19 protein-coding genes and 1 pseudogene are annotated in these 13503 nt (G+C 66.8%); 14 read left to right on the top strand and 6 right to left on the bottom strand.

The window, feature by feature from the left end:
• Positions 1-71 precede the first annotated feature (71 nt).
• Positions 72-662, top strand: a complete 591-nt coding sequence (locus A5711_RS12205) for a hypothetical protein (RefSeq protein WP_067946764.1) — start codon at positions 72-74, stop codon at positions 660-662.
• A 450-nt stretch (positions 663-1112) separates the two neighbouring features.
• Here the strand turns inward: A5711_RS12205 and A5711_RS12200 are convergent, their stop codons facing one another.
• Complete coding sequence (locus tag A5711_RS12200) at positions 1113-1700, bottom strand: uracil-DNA glycosylase family protein (RefSeq protein WP_067946762.1); 588 nt, start codon at positions 1698-1700, stop codon at positions 1113-1115.
• A gap of 118 nt (positions 1701-1818) precedes the next feature.
• Here A5711_RS12200 and A5711_RS12195 point away from each other — a divergent pair, with 118 nt between their 5' ends.
• Genes A5711_RS12195 through A5711_RS12185 form a run of 5 tightly spaced genes read left to right on the top strand, consistent with a single transcriptional unit; the run spans position 1819 to position 4072 of the window.
• A complete protein-coding gene (locus A5711_RS12195) occupies positions 1819-2316 on the top strand; it encodes a hypothetical protein (RefSeq protein ID WP_067946760.1) in 498 nt (165 codons plus the stop codon).
• A gap of 34 nt (positions 2317-2350) precedes the next feature.
• A complete protein-coding gene (locus A5711_RS26840; protein WP_156744900.1) occupies positions 2351-2689 on the top strand; it encodes a hypothetical protein in 339 nt (112 codons plus the stop codon).
• Positions 2682-3095, top strand: a complete 414-nt coding sequence (locus tag A5711_RS26305; protein WP_082975719.1) for a ribbon-helix-helix domain-containing protein — start codon at positions 2682-2684, stop codon at positions 3093-3095. The genes A5711_RS26840 and A5711_RS26305 overlap by 8 nt, the downstream gene beginning before the upstream one ends.
• Before the next feature lie 35 nt (positions 3096-3130).
• The gene (locus tag A5711_RS12190) at positions 3131-3499 is read left to right on the top strand and encodes a hypothetical protein (protein WP_067946758.1); all 369 of its coding nucleotides are present in this window, start codon (positions 3131-3133) and stop codon (positions 3497-3499) included.
• A gap of 54 nt (positions 3500-3553) precedes the next feature.
• Positions 3554-4072 (top strand): hypothetical protein, encoded by a 519-nt coding sequence (locus A5711_RS12185; RefSeq protein WP_156744898.1) that lies wholly within the window; start codon positions 3554-3556, stop codon positions 4070-4072.
• A gap of 700 nt (positions 4073-4772) precedes the next feature.
• On the opposite strand, the gene A5711_RS12180 is transcribed toward A5711_RS12185, so the two are convergent.
• Both A5711_RS12180 and A5711_RS12175 read right to left on the bottom strand, forming a co-directional pair.
• Positions 4773-4994 (bottom strand): hypothetical protein, encoded by a 222-nt coding sequence (locus A5711_RS12180; RefSeq protein ID WP_067946754.1) that lies wholly within the window; start codon positions 4992-4994, stop codon positions 4773-4775.
• The gene (locus A5711_RS12175) at positions 4991-5488 is read right to left on the bottom strand and encodes a hypothetical protein (RefSeq protein WP_067946752.1); all 498 of its coding nucleotides are present in this window, start codon (positions 5486-5488) and stop codon (positions 4991-4993) included. The genes A5711_RS12180 and A5711_RS12175 overlap by 4 nt, the downstream gene beginning before the upstream one ends.
• Before the next feature lie 29 nt (positions 5489-5517).
• Here A5711_RS12175 and A5711_RS12170 point away from each other — a divergent pair, with 29 nt between their 5' ends.
• Positions 5518-5745, top strand: coding sequence for a hypothetical protein (locus A5711_RS12170; RefSeq protein WP_156744896.1), 228 nt, complete (start codon positions 5518-5520; stop codon positions 5743-5745).
• Here the strand turns inward: A5711_RS12170 and A5711_RS12165 are convergent.
• Both A5711_RS12165 and A5711_RS26835 read right to left on the bottom strand, forming a co-directional pair.
• The gene (locus A5711_RS12165) at positions 5735-6040 is read right to left on the bottom strand and encodes a hypothetical protein (RefSeq protein ID WP_067946748.1); all 306 of its coding nucleotides are present in this window, start codon (positions 6038-6040) and stop codon (positions 5735-5737) included. The genes A5711_RS12170 and A5711_RS12165 overlap by 11 nt on opposite strands.
• Before the next feature lie 225 nt (positions 6041-6265).
• Positions 6266-6448 (bottom strand): hypothetical protein, encoded by a 183-nt coding sequence (locus A5711_RS26835; RefSeq protein WP_156744894.1) that lies wholly within the window; start codon positions 6446-6448, stop codon positions 6266-6268.
• Between the two features lie 35 nt (positions 6449-6483).
• Here A5711_RS26835 and A5711_RS26830 point away from each other — a divergent pair, with 35 nt between their 5' ends.
• On the top strand, positions 6484-6774 hold the full coding sequence (locus A5711_RS26830) for a hypothetical protein (RefSeq protein ID WP_156744892.1): 291 nt from the start codon (positions 6484-6486) through the stop codon (positions 6772-6774).
• 88 nt (positions 6775-6862) lie between these two features.
• Here the strand turns inward: A5711_RS26830 and A5711_RS12155 are convergent, their stop codons facing one another.
• Entirely contained in the window at positions 6863-7267 is a 405-nt protein-coding gene (locus tag A5711_RS12155) for a DUF3040 domain-containing protein (protein WP_067946743.1), read from the bottom strand.
• A gap of 328 nt (positions 7268-7595) precedes the next feature.
• On the opposite strand from A5711_RS12155, the gene A5711_RS12150 reads away from it, so the two are divergent.
• The 6 genes and pseudogenes from A5711_RS12150 to A5711_RS12125 all read left to right on the top strand — a co-directional run bounded on the left by A5711_RS12150 (position 7596) and on the right by A5711_RS12125 (position 13466).
• Positions 7596-8204, top strand: coding sequence for an N-acetyltransferase (locus tag A5711_RS12150; protein ID WP_067946741.1), 609 nt, complete (start codon positions 7596-7598; stop codon positions 8202-8204).
• Between the two features lie 140 nt (positions 8205-8344).
• A pseudogene (locus tag A5711_RS12145) lies at positions 8345-8677 on the top strand (DUF3153 domain-containing protein); the annotation flags it as partial.
• Positions 8678-8688: 11 nt separating this feature from the next.
• Entirely contained in the window at positions 8689-9120 is a 432-nt protein-coding gene (gene mraZ, locus A5711_RS12140) for a division/cell wall cluster transcriptional repressor MraZ (protein ID WP_007170790.1), read from the top strand.
• The gene (gene rsmH, locus A5711_RS12135; RefSeq protein ID WP_156744890.1) at positions 9095-10252 is read left to right on the top strand and encodes a 16S rRNA (cytosine(1402)-N(4))-methyltransferase RsmH; all 1158 of its coding nucleotides are present in this window, start codon (positions 9095-9097) and stop codon (positions 10250-10252) included. Before mraZ ends, rsmH begins: the two co-directional genes overlap by 26 nt.
• The gene (locus tag A5711_RS12130; RefSeq protein ID WP_067946738.1) at positions 10249-11409 is read left to right on the top strand and encodes a hypothetical protein; all 1161 of its coding nucleotides are present in this window, start codon (positions 10249-10251) and stop codon (positions 11407-11409) included. The genes rsmH and A5711_RS12130 overlap by 4 nt, the downstream gene beginning before the upstream one ends.
• On the top strand, positions 11406-13466 hold the full coding sequence (locus tag A5711_RS12125) for a penicillin-binding protein 2 (protein WP_067946736.1): 2061 nt from the start codon (positions 11406-11408) through the stop codon (positions 13464-13466). Before A5711_RS12130 ends, A5711_RS12125 begins: the two co-directional genes overlap by 4 nt.
• Positions 13467-13503: the final 37 nt, after the last annotated feature.

The raw sequence follows: 13503 nt of genomic DNA, 5'->3' as shown, positions 1-13503 counted from the left end.
AGTTCGACACGGAGTAACAACAAAGTCGAGGTAGCGGAGGCGCCTGGTGAGCGGCCGATAGCCTCAGCGGCATGACCGTCTTCCTTGGGGACCCCAATCAAGACATTCGTGACCTTGTGCTGAAGTTTCTAGGCTCGTTCACCCACGTCCAGACATGCATCGACGAGCTCCTCGCCAGAACGTATTTCGAGAAGCGGATCCCCGATGCGGCCGCCTTCGTCTGGAAGTTGGCAGTCTCGCGCATCAAGGACGATGAGCGGGCGAAATTAGTGCGGGCGATTTCTCAAGATGTCGGGTCGGACGCCGAACTCGAAAACTTCAACCAGGCATACATGGATATGGCGCGGCTGCGCAACAAGCTGTCTCACGCGGCAACACTCCAAGCAGCTGGGGACGCACTCACAATCTTTAAGAGCAAGATCGGCAGGCCGGACAATGCGCCCGTCGAATTCCGAGTCGACCGCGACGATCTGTCCTACGCCGTGACCACCTGCCGTTGGCTGGAGGCACAGATCCTTTACATCCTCGACTCGTCTGGTCTGACTGAGGCGTTGTCCATTGGTGATCGACCGATCATCGTCGCCAAGCCCGCCGCGAACCGTGAGGACTACAACGGGATCGTGTACCTAGACAAGAACGACCCAGGCCGTTGCACGATGTGATCACCTTGAGGCCGGCCCGCCACGCCGAAGTCAACAGGGTGGCAGGCCGACTCACGTACAGGATTACCGCTGGCTGCCGAAGCCCGGCGGGAATGGCGACTGAAGCGACTCGAAGAATCGGCACCGCGGGCAGTGCGTGCAGCGCTTCACCTTGGCGTTCTCGTCGCGTACTCCGGGGTCATGCCGCTGGGTGTGGTTGCAATCGGGGCAGGTCCACATGGTTTGGCCTCCTTTCTGGGATGAAGAACCAAATGGCCCTTCACCTCTTTAGGCCCCAGAGGCCCCAGTTCACAGGTTTGAGATCGTGCGCCCCGCGCGCAACGGCTGTAGTGAAATGGAAATCGTCACCTGTAGCGAAAGTAAAAGCCCTGCTCAGGCCCTATAGTCAAACCGACCGTCCGCCGTCGGCGGATCAGTCGTCGTCGTGGCCGCCGACCTACTCGATTAGCTTTATCGGTTGGAGAATCCTCGCCGTACCGCGACCGCAAAGATGTCGATCCATTCCTTTCGCTCGTCCTTCGGCCAGAACTTCACGTGTGACGGGTGCGGCAGGCACAGCACCACCGGGCCGTGGGCGGGTATCGCCGGCCGGGGAGCGTATCGGCGCCATTCGATGATCAACGCGCGCGGGCATTCCTTGCGGAGGGCGTCGTGGGCGTCGTCGCCGAGCCCGACCATGAGCAGCGGTCGCACCAGAGCTAACTCGCGGCGCAAAAACCTTGCGCAGTTAGCTTTTTCGTGGACCTGGGAGGCGCGGTCCTCGGGAGGATGACAATGCACCACGTTCGTAACAAACAGGTCGGATTTGACTTTGCCGGCGCGTTCGAGGGCCCGCGTGATCAGCCACTCGGAGCCGCCGCGGAACGGCTCGGGCGGGTACTCCATGCATGCCTTACAGAGCGATTGCCCTACGAGCGCGACCGGCGAGTTTTCAGAGCCAAAGCCGGGCGCCGACCCGGTGACGTCGGGGATGTTGAGCCCGGGGCAGCGCCGGCATGCCGCGATGTCGGCGGCCAACAAATCTCGCTCGGTGCTCATGTTCTTACTCCTGACCAGCCCCCTGATCTGGCCGCCCCAGGGTATCGCCGGCGCGGTCACCCCGAAACCAGGCGCTATAAGAACTTGCGCAGCGTATGACACAAGCTATCCTGTATGTATGACAGAGCAGCCGATGCCCACGGACATCTACGCTGAGGCGTTTTTCACTGCCGACCACGCCGCGGTGGAGAACGGCAAGGTATATCTCAACGGCGGCTTTTGGAACCGCCTCGCCTTTCCGTCGTACCCGGCCGTCCACAGTTTCTCGATATGTGCAGTCATCCACATTCCCTGGCGGGCACACCATCAGACTCATACGGTCGCCATCACCTTTGAGGACGCCGATGGCCAGACCACTCCAAACCGATTTGAAGGGGAATTTCGGACCGGCACCTCACCTGACATGCGAACTGGCGACTTCACCGATATCCAAATCGCTCCGCAGGTCACCAACTTTTTATTTCAACGAGCCGGTGACTATGCCGCCGTTTTGAGTGTGGATGGCACGGAAATCAAACGCTGGCGATTCCGCGCTGTGCAGGTGATCGGGCTGCCGACGCCGCCGCCGGGCAACCCCCCGGCGGAGCCGGGCAACCCCCGGGCGGAGGACACCTAGTTTGCGTGCGGCCCAATATGAGAGGTGAAGGCAGGTGGCGTTCGACCCCTACGAGTGGGAGGCAATTGACTGGGACGACCTCGAGGACGAGGACAGTAATTACGCCCACTGCCTCAATCACGGCGTGGATGAGGTAGTAGTCGAAGAGGTACTACGTGAACATCCGGCCGAGATCAAGCTGAGCCCGTGCTATGCGGATTTCGTCATCGCCGGTCCTAATGCTGCACGAAATAAGCTATGGACCCTGCTGTTCGACAGATCTTGGAGACGCGGCGACTGGCTTCGGCCTGTGACAGGATGGCCATGTAAACCTGCAGAGAAGAGCCAGTGGGAGAAGATCACCCACCAGACCTGGAGGGGCCGCAATGCCTGACAAGCGCCGCGAAGACGAGAAACGACGCCGCGACGACGAGAAACGACGCCGCGAGGCCGCCCTAGCCAATACCGCCGAGGTAGAGGAGGGCGGATATGAGGTTCCAGGACGCTCGATAAAGCAGATGGTTTCGGTTCGCTTGGAGGCGCAACTGCTCAAGGAAATCCGCCAACTTGCCGAGCTGCAAGGCGTGAGCATAAGTGACATTCTCCGCCAAGCCGCTGTTGACCTAGTCGAACATCGACGCATGATGACCGGCGGGCTGGTGATGCTTCGCCGCGCCGGTGGACCGCAAGTGATCCGCAATGAATCAAACACAGCAGTCACTTTCGCAGTTCCCAACGCGGCTGAAGACCCACAAATCCCGGTCTCCGGTAGTAACGCGTCCTTGGTCCTAACTCATTAGACCCCGCGAAATGCGGTGGACTTGACCGCCGGCAGATGCGGGTACTCGCCGGCCGCGGCGGCATCCTCGTCACCCCCGACGCCGAGGCGATTCACGGCCTGGCCATGCTCGACGACGGGACTGCGACCGACGAGGCATGGGTGGCCGAACGGCCCGACCTGCGCCCCGACCAGCTAACCGATGCGTGCGCGGCGTTCCTCGAGCTCACGGGCCGCGACCCGGCCGGCGCCGCCGACCTGGTCGACGTTATCGCGTTCGTGACCGACAACTTCGACGTCGGAGACCCCATTGCGGCGGTCTACTCCGCCGAATACGGCTGGCAATTCCTTATCGACGTTCGACCCCTGCTGCGCCGCGAAATCCTCGCAAAGCACGCGACCAAAGACCCTTGGTACGTCCTCTGACGGGGAAATATCGTTAACCCGCCAGCTGAAGTCCTGCCCCTTTAGGGGGTGCAAGTGATCCCCCCATACCCGGCGCCGTACGGGCCGCAATACCCGCGCGGCGGTTGGAATCCGGCTCAGCCCGGGCCGGGGCCGTACGGGCCGCAATACCGGCGCGGCGGTTGGAATCCGGCACAGCCCGCGCCCGCGCAGGCGCAGTATCCACCGCCCCGACGCCCGGGCGAGAACGATGTCCGGAAAGCGGTCATCGTCATCTTGCTCGCGGTCGCGGCCGTCGCGTTGGCGGTGACCGTGACCGCCATCATCCTGTGGTCGGGTTCAGGTAGCTCGGTCGACCGGAACAGCGTCTCGTATGTCGATGGCTATCGGTACGGCACCTCGTTCGTGCAGACCATGCAGAACCTGTCCGGAAACGAAGGTGTTCATTACCTGTTGACGCCGGAGGGCAAGAGCGAGGTCAACCTCGCCTGCGGCAAGCCGCCGGTCGACGAGAAGCCGCACGACTTTACGGCGGGTTGCCACGACGGAATTAACGATGCGATCCAGCAGTGGAAGCACGGGGGCCTACCGTGACCGATCGCAGGTTAATCTGCGCTAATCTCAAGCGATTTCGTCATTGCTGAAAGTCTCAATGTTCTGGAAATTTGCGGTAGATATATCAGCCTGACGCCCTGGCCGCAAGCCGAAGCACCTTGAAAAACAGGGCACTTCCATTGCGGCACTTGGCATTTCAGTAACGCATCATCGCTCCAATTACAAGTGTCCTCAAGGCTTTCGGCTCCGTTGATGCGTTGCAGTGCCTTGGCTTGGGCGCGGTTGCGGCGCTTGAGTTGTACGCCGCAGGCGCGTGAGCAGGTGCGTTGCTCGGCGCGGCTCGCGGTGTATCGACGGTTGCAGATTTCGCAGCGCCGTCCAGCGCGGGGTGGGCCTAGGGTTTTGGCTGGCGTGGGGGCGGTGGTGACACCGAACAGCGCTACCAGGGCGGGTGCTGGTGGTCGGCGGGTGGCCGCGACTTGCTTAAGCCGACCCGCCCGCGTCGAACACGCCTGATGCTCAGGACCCATGTATTCGCCGCGAGCCAGGGCGCCCGGGCGGTCCGAGTGCCCCATGTGCCATTTCGCGTTCGCCGCGATGAGCTTGCCGCAACGCCAACAGGTGATGCTGCCGGTGGCGACTCGGGGTGCCCATTTGGCGCGTTCTTGCATGTGCTTCCAGCCTCGCCCGGATGCGGTGGTCCCGAGGCGCCGGCGTTTGGGGGGCGGGGGCATCTCAGTCACCGAACGCCGACGATGACGCCGCTTCGCTCGAAGTACTCGAGCTGGTCGGGCGGGGCGGCGGACGCGCGGTGCTGGGTTTCGCGGCGGCGTTGCGCGAGGCGCGCGAGTGCTGCGTCGACGGCCGCGGCCGTGATCATCTCGTCGCGGCGGCGGGCCGCCCGGTCGATCTGGTCACGCACTGCGGCGGGAACCATGGCGGCGCGGGCGCTGCTGGTCATGGCTGTTGTCCCTTCTCGCGTGCCCGCACTTCCCGGCGGGAAGGTGGACGCAGCATCGTGTGACCGGCGATGACCGCCTCGCCGGGCTTGGCGCGTTCCTGGGCGAGCAGCTGGTCGCGGTGGGCGGCGGCACGGTCGAGGTTGGTGTACTCGCCGACAGCGCAGACCAGCAGCGGGTCAGCGTCGGCATCGAGGACACCAGCGCGCACGAGGGCTTGTTGCTGGGCCTTGATCCTGCGCACTCGATCTCGCACGTCGGGCAGCTTGGCCAGCTCGGCTTTGTGCTGGTCGCGGCGTTGCCGTTCGCGTTCGGCCTGTTCGACGACGCGTTGTCGATGCTCGGTAATAAGGGCGGCGGCGGTCGGTTTGTCGATCGCCGGCCGACCGAGTTCGTCGATCAGCACGACGCCGGTGAGTCGACGTTCGAGCTCGGCCGCGGTGACCGGCAGCTCGAGCGCCAAGATGCTCAGCGGGACGGATTGGCAGTCGCACATGGGTTCTGGTGTCCTTTCAGGGGCGGTTGATGAGAAGGCTTCTGCGGGCGACGCCGATGGAGCAGCGCGCGCCGGAATGGTTGATCGGCAGGCAGTTGGGCACTGCGCATCCCGGGAACACCTCGCTGTGGGCTTGGCGCGACGCCGAGCACGGCTGGCACAGCAGGAAATCGACGAACATCACGACGACGGCGCTGCGTTTCCCGAAACGGTGGCTACAGGCCCGGCAGGTCAACGGTGGGGCGGTCATCGGGTGACTCGCTCGAAGATGTCCGGCCGGTGATCGCGAAGTGCCGTGTAGAAGCCTTCCCCGTAGCCGTTGTCGTCCCACCTGTCGACGTCACCGACGGGTGGCGTTCCCAGGCCGACCGGCCCGCTGTGCCCCCAGTGGTCGGCCAGTGTGTGATCGGGGTAGATGAGGACGGCGCTGTGCTTCCTGTGTTCGGCGGCGGCGAGTTCGACGAGTTCGTCTGGTGTGGCCTTGGGCAGCCAGCCGCAGGCATCGGCGTAGCCCTGCGTGAACATTGACGGGTCATCGTTGTCAGTGGTCATTAGGTGTCTCCCTTCGGTTTTGGCGGGTGTTTCGGTCGGCGCGGACCTGTGCGGCGCTCCGCGGCGAACGCGAGGGGGAACCGGCCAACGCATTGGCCAGTTGCGGCGGAAACTGTGTCACGCCGTGACGCAATTGGGGGTCTGGCCGCGGCCCCGGCGTGCACTCGCTGCACCGGAGGGTGCCGGGCACCGCCGGGGCGCCCAAACACGTCACGCAGATTCGGCTCATGCCCTCCCCCCAATCGTGTATATGCCGCGATCGCAGCGCGCGGTCTGCGGGGCGGCCGGGTCCGCCGGCTGCGGATGCAGATGCGTCCTGCCGCAGTACGGGCACAAGATGCGCACGGTCCGGCGTCCGCCGTAGGTGCGCTGGGCGATAACCTCGGCGACCGGGATAGGCGTGGTCATCGGACTCCTTCCGAGGGTTGCAGCGGCTCCTTGCCGTGCCAGCAGCGTTCGTCGTCGGGCAGGTAGCCCTCCTCGTCACAGCGGTCGCAGCCGGGAATGCCTCGCTGGCGTTCGACCCACAGCTGGCGCTCATCGTGGAGGGTGTCGGCGCGCCCAGCGGCGGGGGCGTCGGCGCGCACCGGGTCGGCAGCGGTGAGGAGCCGGTGGACGAGGGGTCCGAGTTGGGGGCGGGGTTTCTTGTCGCCGAAGCTCGGTTAGGACTCGATCCGGCCTCGAAACGGCATCGACGGCCCGTCGATCACCGGCCGGTTCGGATGTGTCTGTGACCATGGCGCCGCGGCCCGGTGCGGGCGGCGGAAATGGGCAAAAGAAAAGGGGCAGCCGATGGCTACCCCTTATGCGGCGCCGCGGCCGCTAGTCGTCGAAGCGGCGGCGGAACCGGTCTTCCATCCGACTGGTGAAAGAGCCGCCACCGCCCTTGTTACGGCGCTGACGGAGCGACCCGGTCGCCGATCCGGGGTGGTTGGGCCGGCCGGACAACCGCGGACCGGTGATGGCGAATACCACGCCGCCGAACATCACGATGAATCCGAAGACACTGAGAATCGGGAAGTTTCCGATCATGGTGGCCTTGAAGGCCACGCCGGAAACCAGCATCGCCAGGCCGATGACGAACAACGCCGCGCCCTGCAGGCGGCGGCGCGCGGTGGGTGCACGGAACCCTCCGCCGCGGACGCTCGACGCGAATTTGGGATCTTCGGCGTAGAGAGCGCTCTCGATCTGATCGAGCATCCGCTGCTCATGATCGGAGAGTGGCATTCGTCCCTCCTTGCCGACAGTTTGACGCGTAACTATCGATAGCACGCGGATGCCCGTTGCGAGGGCAACTAATTGAATGATACGAGGTCAATCTGCGCCTTACCACTGGTTCGGTGGCGATTCTATCCTGGCCGGGGCTTGGCACCGATAGGAATCGGAACGGCCGTGCGCTACAACCGGCTTCCCCACCCGGTGTCCCTCGTGGGTTCGTTGCCGCGACCGCTCGCCAGACGACCTCGCCCGGGTCCGATAATGGCGATGACGGCGCGGGCCGCGCGGAGACGCGAGCGTGAAGCGCCGGAGCACAGGACGAGGAGGACACCGCAAGTTGGCGATATTCCTCATCGATCTGCCACCCACCGATATGGAGCGCCGCCTCGGTGACGCCCTGAAGGTGTACGTCGACGCGATGCGCTACCCGCGGGGCACCGAAAACCAGCGCGCGGCGATGTGGCTCGAGCACATCCGCCGGCCAGGGTGGCAAGGGGTGGGCGTCGTGGATGCCGAGCTGGGCGGCGACGCGGACGGCCCGATACCGCCGGCGGCCGAACTGAGCAAGGCGCCGTTGCTCGGTGTGGCCTACGGCTATCCCGGGGCCCCCGGGCAGTGGTGGCAGCAGCAGGTCGTCGTCGGCCTGCAACGCGGCGGCCTGCCGCCTCAGCAGATCGCCGGCCTGATGAACAGCTATTTCGAGTTGACCGAGCTGCACATTCATCCCCGCGCGCAGGGGCGCGGCCTCGGCGAGGCGCTGGCCCGGCGGCTCCTGGCCGGCCGGGCCGAAGAGAATGTCCTGCTGTCCACGCCGGAGACCAACGGTGAGCCCAATCGGGCCTGGCGGCTGTACCGGCGGCTGGGCTTCACCGACCTCATCCGCGGCTACCACTTCGCAGGCGACCCACGGGCATTCGCGATCCTGGGCCGCAAGCTGCCGCTGTGACCGCAGGCTCGACGGCGCTCCCGGGCGAACGCGTCAAAGGGGCGCGCCCGATCTGGCACGATGACCTGGTGCGCGCCAGCCATGCCCCGCCCCGAACCCGTGGATTCACCGCTCGGCGGCGCCGGTTAGTCGCCATCGCGATGCTGCTCATGCTGGTGCCGCTGGCCACCGGGTGCCTGCGGGTCAGGGCGTCGCTCACGATCTCACCCGATGACCTGGTGTCCGGCGAGATCGTCGCCGCCGCGAAACCCAAGACGCCCAAGGACACCGGGCCCCAACTCGACAGCAACAACCTGCCGTTCAGCCAGAAGGTGGCGGTGTCGAACTACGACAGCGACGGTTATGTGGGATCGCAGGCGGTGTTCTCAGACCTGACCTTCGCCGAGCTGCCGCAGCTGGCCAACATGAACTCCGACGCGCAGGGCGTGAACCTCACACTGCGCCGGAACGGCAACCTGGTGATCCTCGAGGGGGAGGTGAGCTGGTGTTTCTCGGCACCTACACGCCCAAACTCGACGACAAGGGGCGGCTGACGTTGCCCGCCAAATTCCGTGACGCGCTGGCAGGGGGGTTGATGGTCACCAAGAGCCAGGACCACAGCCTCGCCGTCTACCCGCGGGGCGAATTCGAGCAGCTCGCACGCCGGGCGAGCAAGGCCTCGCGGAGCAACCCCGACGCCCGGGCCTTCCTGCGCAACCTCGCCGCAGGCACCGACGAGCAGCATCCCGACGCGCAGGGGCGCATCACGCTCTCGGCCGACCACCGTCGCTACGCGAACCTGTCCAAGGACTGCGTGGTGATCGGAGCGGTCGATTACCTCGAGATCTGGGACGCGCAAGCCTGGCAGGACTACCAGCAGACCCACGAAGAGAACTTCTCCGCGGCCAGCGATGAAGCACTCGGCGACATCATCTGAGGCGCATGCCCGTGCAACGTGGCCTCTGCCCGAACCGGCCCTGGCGTACTTCCCCAACGCCAGGTTCGTGCCTTCGGACAGGGACCTCGATGCAGGGGCATCTCGCCCGAACCGGGGAGGTGTTGCGGTGGTTGACGATTCACCGGACTTCGGACATGTGCCCGTCCTGCTGCACCGCTGCGTCGAACTGCTCACTCCCGCGCTGACCCGTCACGACGCCGACGGTTCGGGCGCGCTCCTTCTCGACGCCACCCTCGGCGCGGGCGGCCACGCCGAACGGTTCCTCACCGACCTGCCGGGCCTGCGGTTGATCGGCCTCGACCGCGATCCCAGCGCCCTGGACATCGCCCGGGCCCGGCTGGCGCGGTTCACCGACCGGATTACGCTGGTGCACAACCGCTACGACGGCCTCGCCGGCGCGCTGGCCGAATCCGGTTACGCCACAGCCGGATCGGTCGACGGGATGCTGTTCGACCTGGGTGTGTCATCCATGCAGCTCGACCGCGCCGAGCGCGGCTTTGCCTACGCCCAGGACGCGCCGCTGGACATGCGGATGGATCCCGAGTCGCCGTTGACGGCGGCCGACATCGTCAACACGTACGACGAAGCGGCGCTGGCGGACATCCTGCACCGCTACGGCGAAGAACGATTCGCGCGCCGGATCGCGGCACAGATCGTGCGCAGGCGCTCCCGCGCCCCCTTCACGTCGACCGCAGAATTGGTAGCCCTGCTCTACCAAGCGATCCCGGCCCCGGCCCGGCGCACCGGCGGGCATCCGGCCAAACGGACCTTTCAGGCCCTGCGGATCGCCGTCAACGACGAACTGAACTCGCTGCGCAACGCAATCCCGGCCGGGTTGGACGCGCTCACCGTCGGCGGACGCATGGTGGTGCTGGCCTACCAATCGCTGGAAGACCGGATCGTCAAACGGTTGTTCGCCGACGCGGTCGCCTCCCGCACTCCGGTGGATCTGCCGGTCGAGCTTCCCGGCCACGAGCCGCGATTCCGGTCGCTGACTCACGGCGCCGAGCGTGCCGACGCCGAAGAGGTAGAACGCAATCCGCGCAGCGCCGCAGTCCGACTGCGAGCTGTGCAACGGGTCAAGCAGTCAACCGGAAAGGGCGACGCATGAAAGCAAAGCGCGAGACGCCGAATCGCCGCGGGGGGCGCGACGGTTCCGCCCGGCGGAGCAGGCGTTCGGCGGCCGATCCCGGTCCGGCGCGCCGCCCCCGGCCCGGACGCGCCTCCGCGCCCACCCGCGAGACCCGCGCGCCGAAGTCCGGACCGCAGACCAGCCCGGTCGCCCGGCCGGTCGAGCGGCCGGCGCGGCCCAAGAGCACGAGCCAGGCCAAAGCCCGTGCCAAGGCGCGGAAAGCCAAAGCGCCCAAGGTCGTTCGTCCTCGGCTGAGCGAACGCTTGGCGGCCCGGCTGGCCGCGATCGACCTGCGGCCCCGCACCCTGGCGAGCAAGGTTCCGTTTGTCGTCTTGGTCATCGGTGCGCTGGGCCTGGGGCTGGGCCTCACGCTGTGGTTGTCCACGGACTCCGCCGAGCGCTCCTACAAGTTGAGCCACGCCCGCGAGAAGACCCGGCTGCTGCAACAGCAGAAGGAGGCGCTGGAACGCGATGTGCGCGAGGCGGAATCCGCCCCGGCACTGGCGGAGGCGGCCCGCAAACAGGGCATGATCCCGACGCGAGACACCGCGCATCTGGTCCAGGATCCGTCCGGCAACTGGGTGGTGGTCGGCACGCCCAAGCCGGCTGACGGTGTGCCGCCGCCGCCGTTGAACAGCAAGCTCCCCGATCAAGGCCCGCCGCAGCCGCCCGCGCCGCCGGCGCCCGCCGCGGAGGTCCCGGTCCGGTTGCAGCCCGACCCCGGGGCGCCCGCGCCGGCGAGATCCGGGCCCGAGGCGCTGCTGCGCGCCCCGGACGGCTCGTCGACGCTGGGCGGCCAGCACCTGGGACAGGCCGGGCCTGTGCTGCCGGCCGCGCCGGGAGCGCCGGTTGCGCCGGCCACCGGGCAGGTCCCGGCTGTGCTGCCGGCGCCGGGTGTGCCGGTGCCGGGGTTGCCCGCACCGGCGGGGCCCGCGCTCGCTCCGGCACCCGCCGAGGTGTCGATCCCGTTGGGCGGCTTGCCCATTCCGCCGCCCGGGCAGCTGCCCGCGCCGCTACCCGCGGAGGTGCCGGTGCCGGTGCAGCGGGGGGTTACGCCCGTCGCTCCGGTGGCTCCCGTCGTCCCCGCCGCTCCGGTGCTCGGGCCGCAGCCCGCGACGCCAGGTGCGCCCCGGTGAGCCGCGGCGACTCCTCACGCAACCGCCGGTCGCAGCCGACGCGCGGACCCCGCCAGGCGCAGGAAACCAAGGGGGTTCGCCAGCCGAAGCGGCGTGCGAAGCAGCAGGCCGACGACGTCCGGGAGCCGAAGCGGTTCCGGAAAGCCAAGGCGGCCAAGGACGCCAAGAATCCCCGTCCGGGCGACCGGACTGACGCGGTGGCGGCCGGGCACTCGGCGCGGGAGCGGCGCACCCGGCTCGTGCAGGCGGGCACCCGCGGCGCGTCGTTCGTCTTCCGGCATCGGGCCGGGAATGCGGCCATCGGGGCCTTGATCGTGGTGGCCGCGGTCCAGTTGTTCGTCCTGCAGGTGACCAACGCGCCGGCGCTGCGCGCCCAGGCGGCGGGCCAGCTCAAGGTCACCGACGTCGAGAAGGCGGTGCGCGGCAGCATCGTTGACCGCAATAAGGATCAGCTGGCGTTCACCACCGAATCGCGCGCACTGACGTTCCAGCCCAAGAGGATTCGCAAGCAACTGGAAGAGGCCAAGAACAAGAACTCGGTGGCCCCCGATCCTCAGCAGCGCCTGCGGGATATCGCCAAGGAGGTCTCCACCCGGCTGGGCAACAAGCCGGACTCCGCGACCGTGCTGAAGAAGCTGCAAAGCGACGAGAACTTCGTTTATCTGGCGCGCGCCGTCGATCCGGCCGTCGCCAGCGCGATCTCCGACAAGTATCCCGAGGTCGGTTCGGAGCGACAGGATCTGCGCCAGTATCCGGGCGGGTCGTTGGCGGCCAACATCGTCGGCGGCATCGACTGGGACGGGCACGGGCTGCTGGGCCTGGAGGAGTCCCTGGACTCGGTGCTGTCCGGAACCGACGGCTCGGTCACGTATGACCGGGGATCCGACGGCGTCGTCATCCCCGGCAGTTACCGCAACCGGCACCGGGCGGTCAACGGTTCGATGGTGCAGCTGACCCTCGACGACGACATCCAGTTCTACGTCCAGCAGCAGGTCCAGCAGGCCAAGAATCTCTCTGGCGCACACAATGTCTCGGCGGTCGTGCTGGACTCGAAGACCGGCGAAGTGCTGGCCATGGCCAACGACAACACCTTTGATCCGTCACAGGACATCGGGCGCCAGGGGGACAAGCAGCTGGGCAACCTGGCGGTGTCCTCGCCGTTCGAGCCGGGCTCGGTGAACAAGGTCATCACCGCGTCGTCGGTGATCGAGTACGGCCTGTCCAATCCCGACGAGGTGCTGCAGGTGCCCGGGTCGATCCAGATGGGCGGGGTGCCCATCCACGACGCGTGGGACCACGGCGTGATGCCCTACACCACCACCGGCGTGTTCGGAAAGTCCTCCAACGTCGGCACTTTGATGCTCGCCCAGCGCGTCGGCCCGGAACGTTTCTACGACATGGTCCGCAAATTCGGTCTCGGGCAACGCACCAACGTGGGCCTGCCCGGCGAGAGCGCCGGGCTGGTGCCGCCGATCGACCAGTGGTCGGGCAGCACCTTCTCGAACCTGCCGATCGGGCAAGGCCTTTCGATGACGCTGTTGCAGATGGCCGGCATGTATCAGACGATCGCCAACGACGGGGTTCGGATACCGCCGCGGATCGTCAAGGCCACCATCGCGCCCGACGGCACCCGGACCGAAGAACCGCGTCCCGAAGGCGTGCGGGTGGTCTCGGCGCAGACGGCCCAGACCGTCCGCAACATGCTGCGCGCCGTCGTGCAACGCGACCCGATGGGTTACCAGCAGGGCACCGGGCCCGCCGCCGCGGTGACGGGCTACCAGATGGCCGGCAAGACGGGTACCGCGCAGCAGATCAACCCGGCCTGCGGCTGCTACTACGACAACGTCTACTGGATCACTTTCGCCGGCATGGCCACCGTCGACAACCCGCGCTACGTCATCGGCATCATGATGGACAACCCGGATCGCAACGCGGACGGTACGCCGGGCCATTCGGCGGCCCCGCTGTTCCACAACATCGCCGGCTGGCTGATGCAGCGCGAGAACGTCCCGCTGTCGCCCGACCCCGGTCCGCCGCTGACGCTGCAGGCCACCTGAGCGCAACGGGCCGCTACCTTCGGTGCAGGACGCAGTC

Source organism: Mycobacterium sp. E2238, from assembly GCF_001672665.1.
In the GTDB taxonomy this organism is placed as follows: domain Bacteria; phylum Actinomycetota; class Actinomycetes; order Mycobacteriales; family Mycobacteriaceae; genus Mycobacterium.
Note: the sequence above shows the minus strand (reverse complement) of the source record. Positions and strands in the feature narration are given on the sequence as shown.

Bases quoted from the DNA above. Each gene is read 5' to 3' on its own strand.
- A5711_RS26305 (WP_082975719.1), top strand. From the start codon at position 2,682: ATGCCTGACAAGCGCCGCGAAGACGAGAAACGACGCCGCGACGACGAG.
- A5711_RS26835 (WP_156744894.1), bottom strand. From the start codon at position 6,448: ATGACCACGCCTATCCCGGTCGCCGAGGTTATCGCCCAGCGCACCTAC.
- rsmH (WP_156744890.1), top strand. From the start codon at position 9,095: ATGAAGCACTCGGCGACATCATCTGAGGCGCATGCCCGTGCAACGTGG.
- A5711_RS12165 (WP_067946748.1), bottom strand. From the start codon at position 6,040: ATGACCACTGACAACGATGACCCGTCAATGTTCACGCAGGGCTACGCC.
- A5711_RS12190 (WP_067946758.1), top strand. From the start codon at position 3,131: ATGCGGGTACTCGCCGGCCGCGGCGGCATCCTCGTCACCCCCGACGCC.
- A5711_RS12180 (WP_067946754.1), bottom strand. From the start codon at position 4,994: ATGACCAGCAGCGCCCGCGCCGCCATGGTTCCCGCCGCAGTGCGTGAC.
- A5711_RS12170 (WP_156744896.1), top strand. From the start codon at position 5,518: ATGAGAAGGCTTCTGCGGGCGACGCCGATGGAGCAGCGCGCGCCGGAA.
- A5711_RS12195 (WP_067946760.1), top strand. From the start codon at position 1,819: ATGACAGAGCAGCCGATGCCCACGGACATCTACGCTGAGGCGTTTTTC.
- A5711_RS12130 (WP_067946738.1), top strand. From the start codon at position 10,249: ATGAAAGCAAAGCGCGAGACGCCGAATCGCCGCGGGGGGCGCGACGGT.
- A5711_RS12200 (WP_067946762.1), bottom strand. From the start codon at position 1,700: ATGAGCACCGAGCGAGATTTGTTGGCCGCCGACATCGCGGCATGCCGG.
- A5711_RS12205 (WP_067946764.1), top strand. From the start codon at position 72: ATGACCGTCTTCCTTGGGGACCCCAATCAAGACATTCGTGACCTTGTG.
- A5711_RS12155 (WP_067946743.1), bottom strand. From the start codon at position 7,267: ATGCCACTCTCCGATCATGAGCAGCGGATGCTCGATCAGATCGAGAGC.
- A5711_RS12175 (WP_067946752.1), bottom strand. From the start codon at position 5,488: ATGTGCGACTGCCAATCCGTCCCGCTGAGCATCTTGGCGCTCGAGCTG.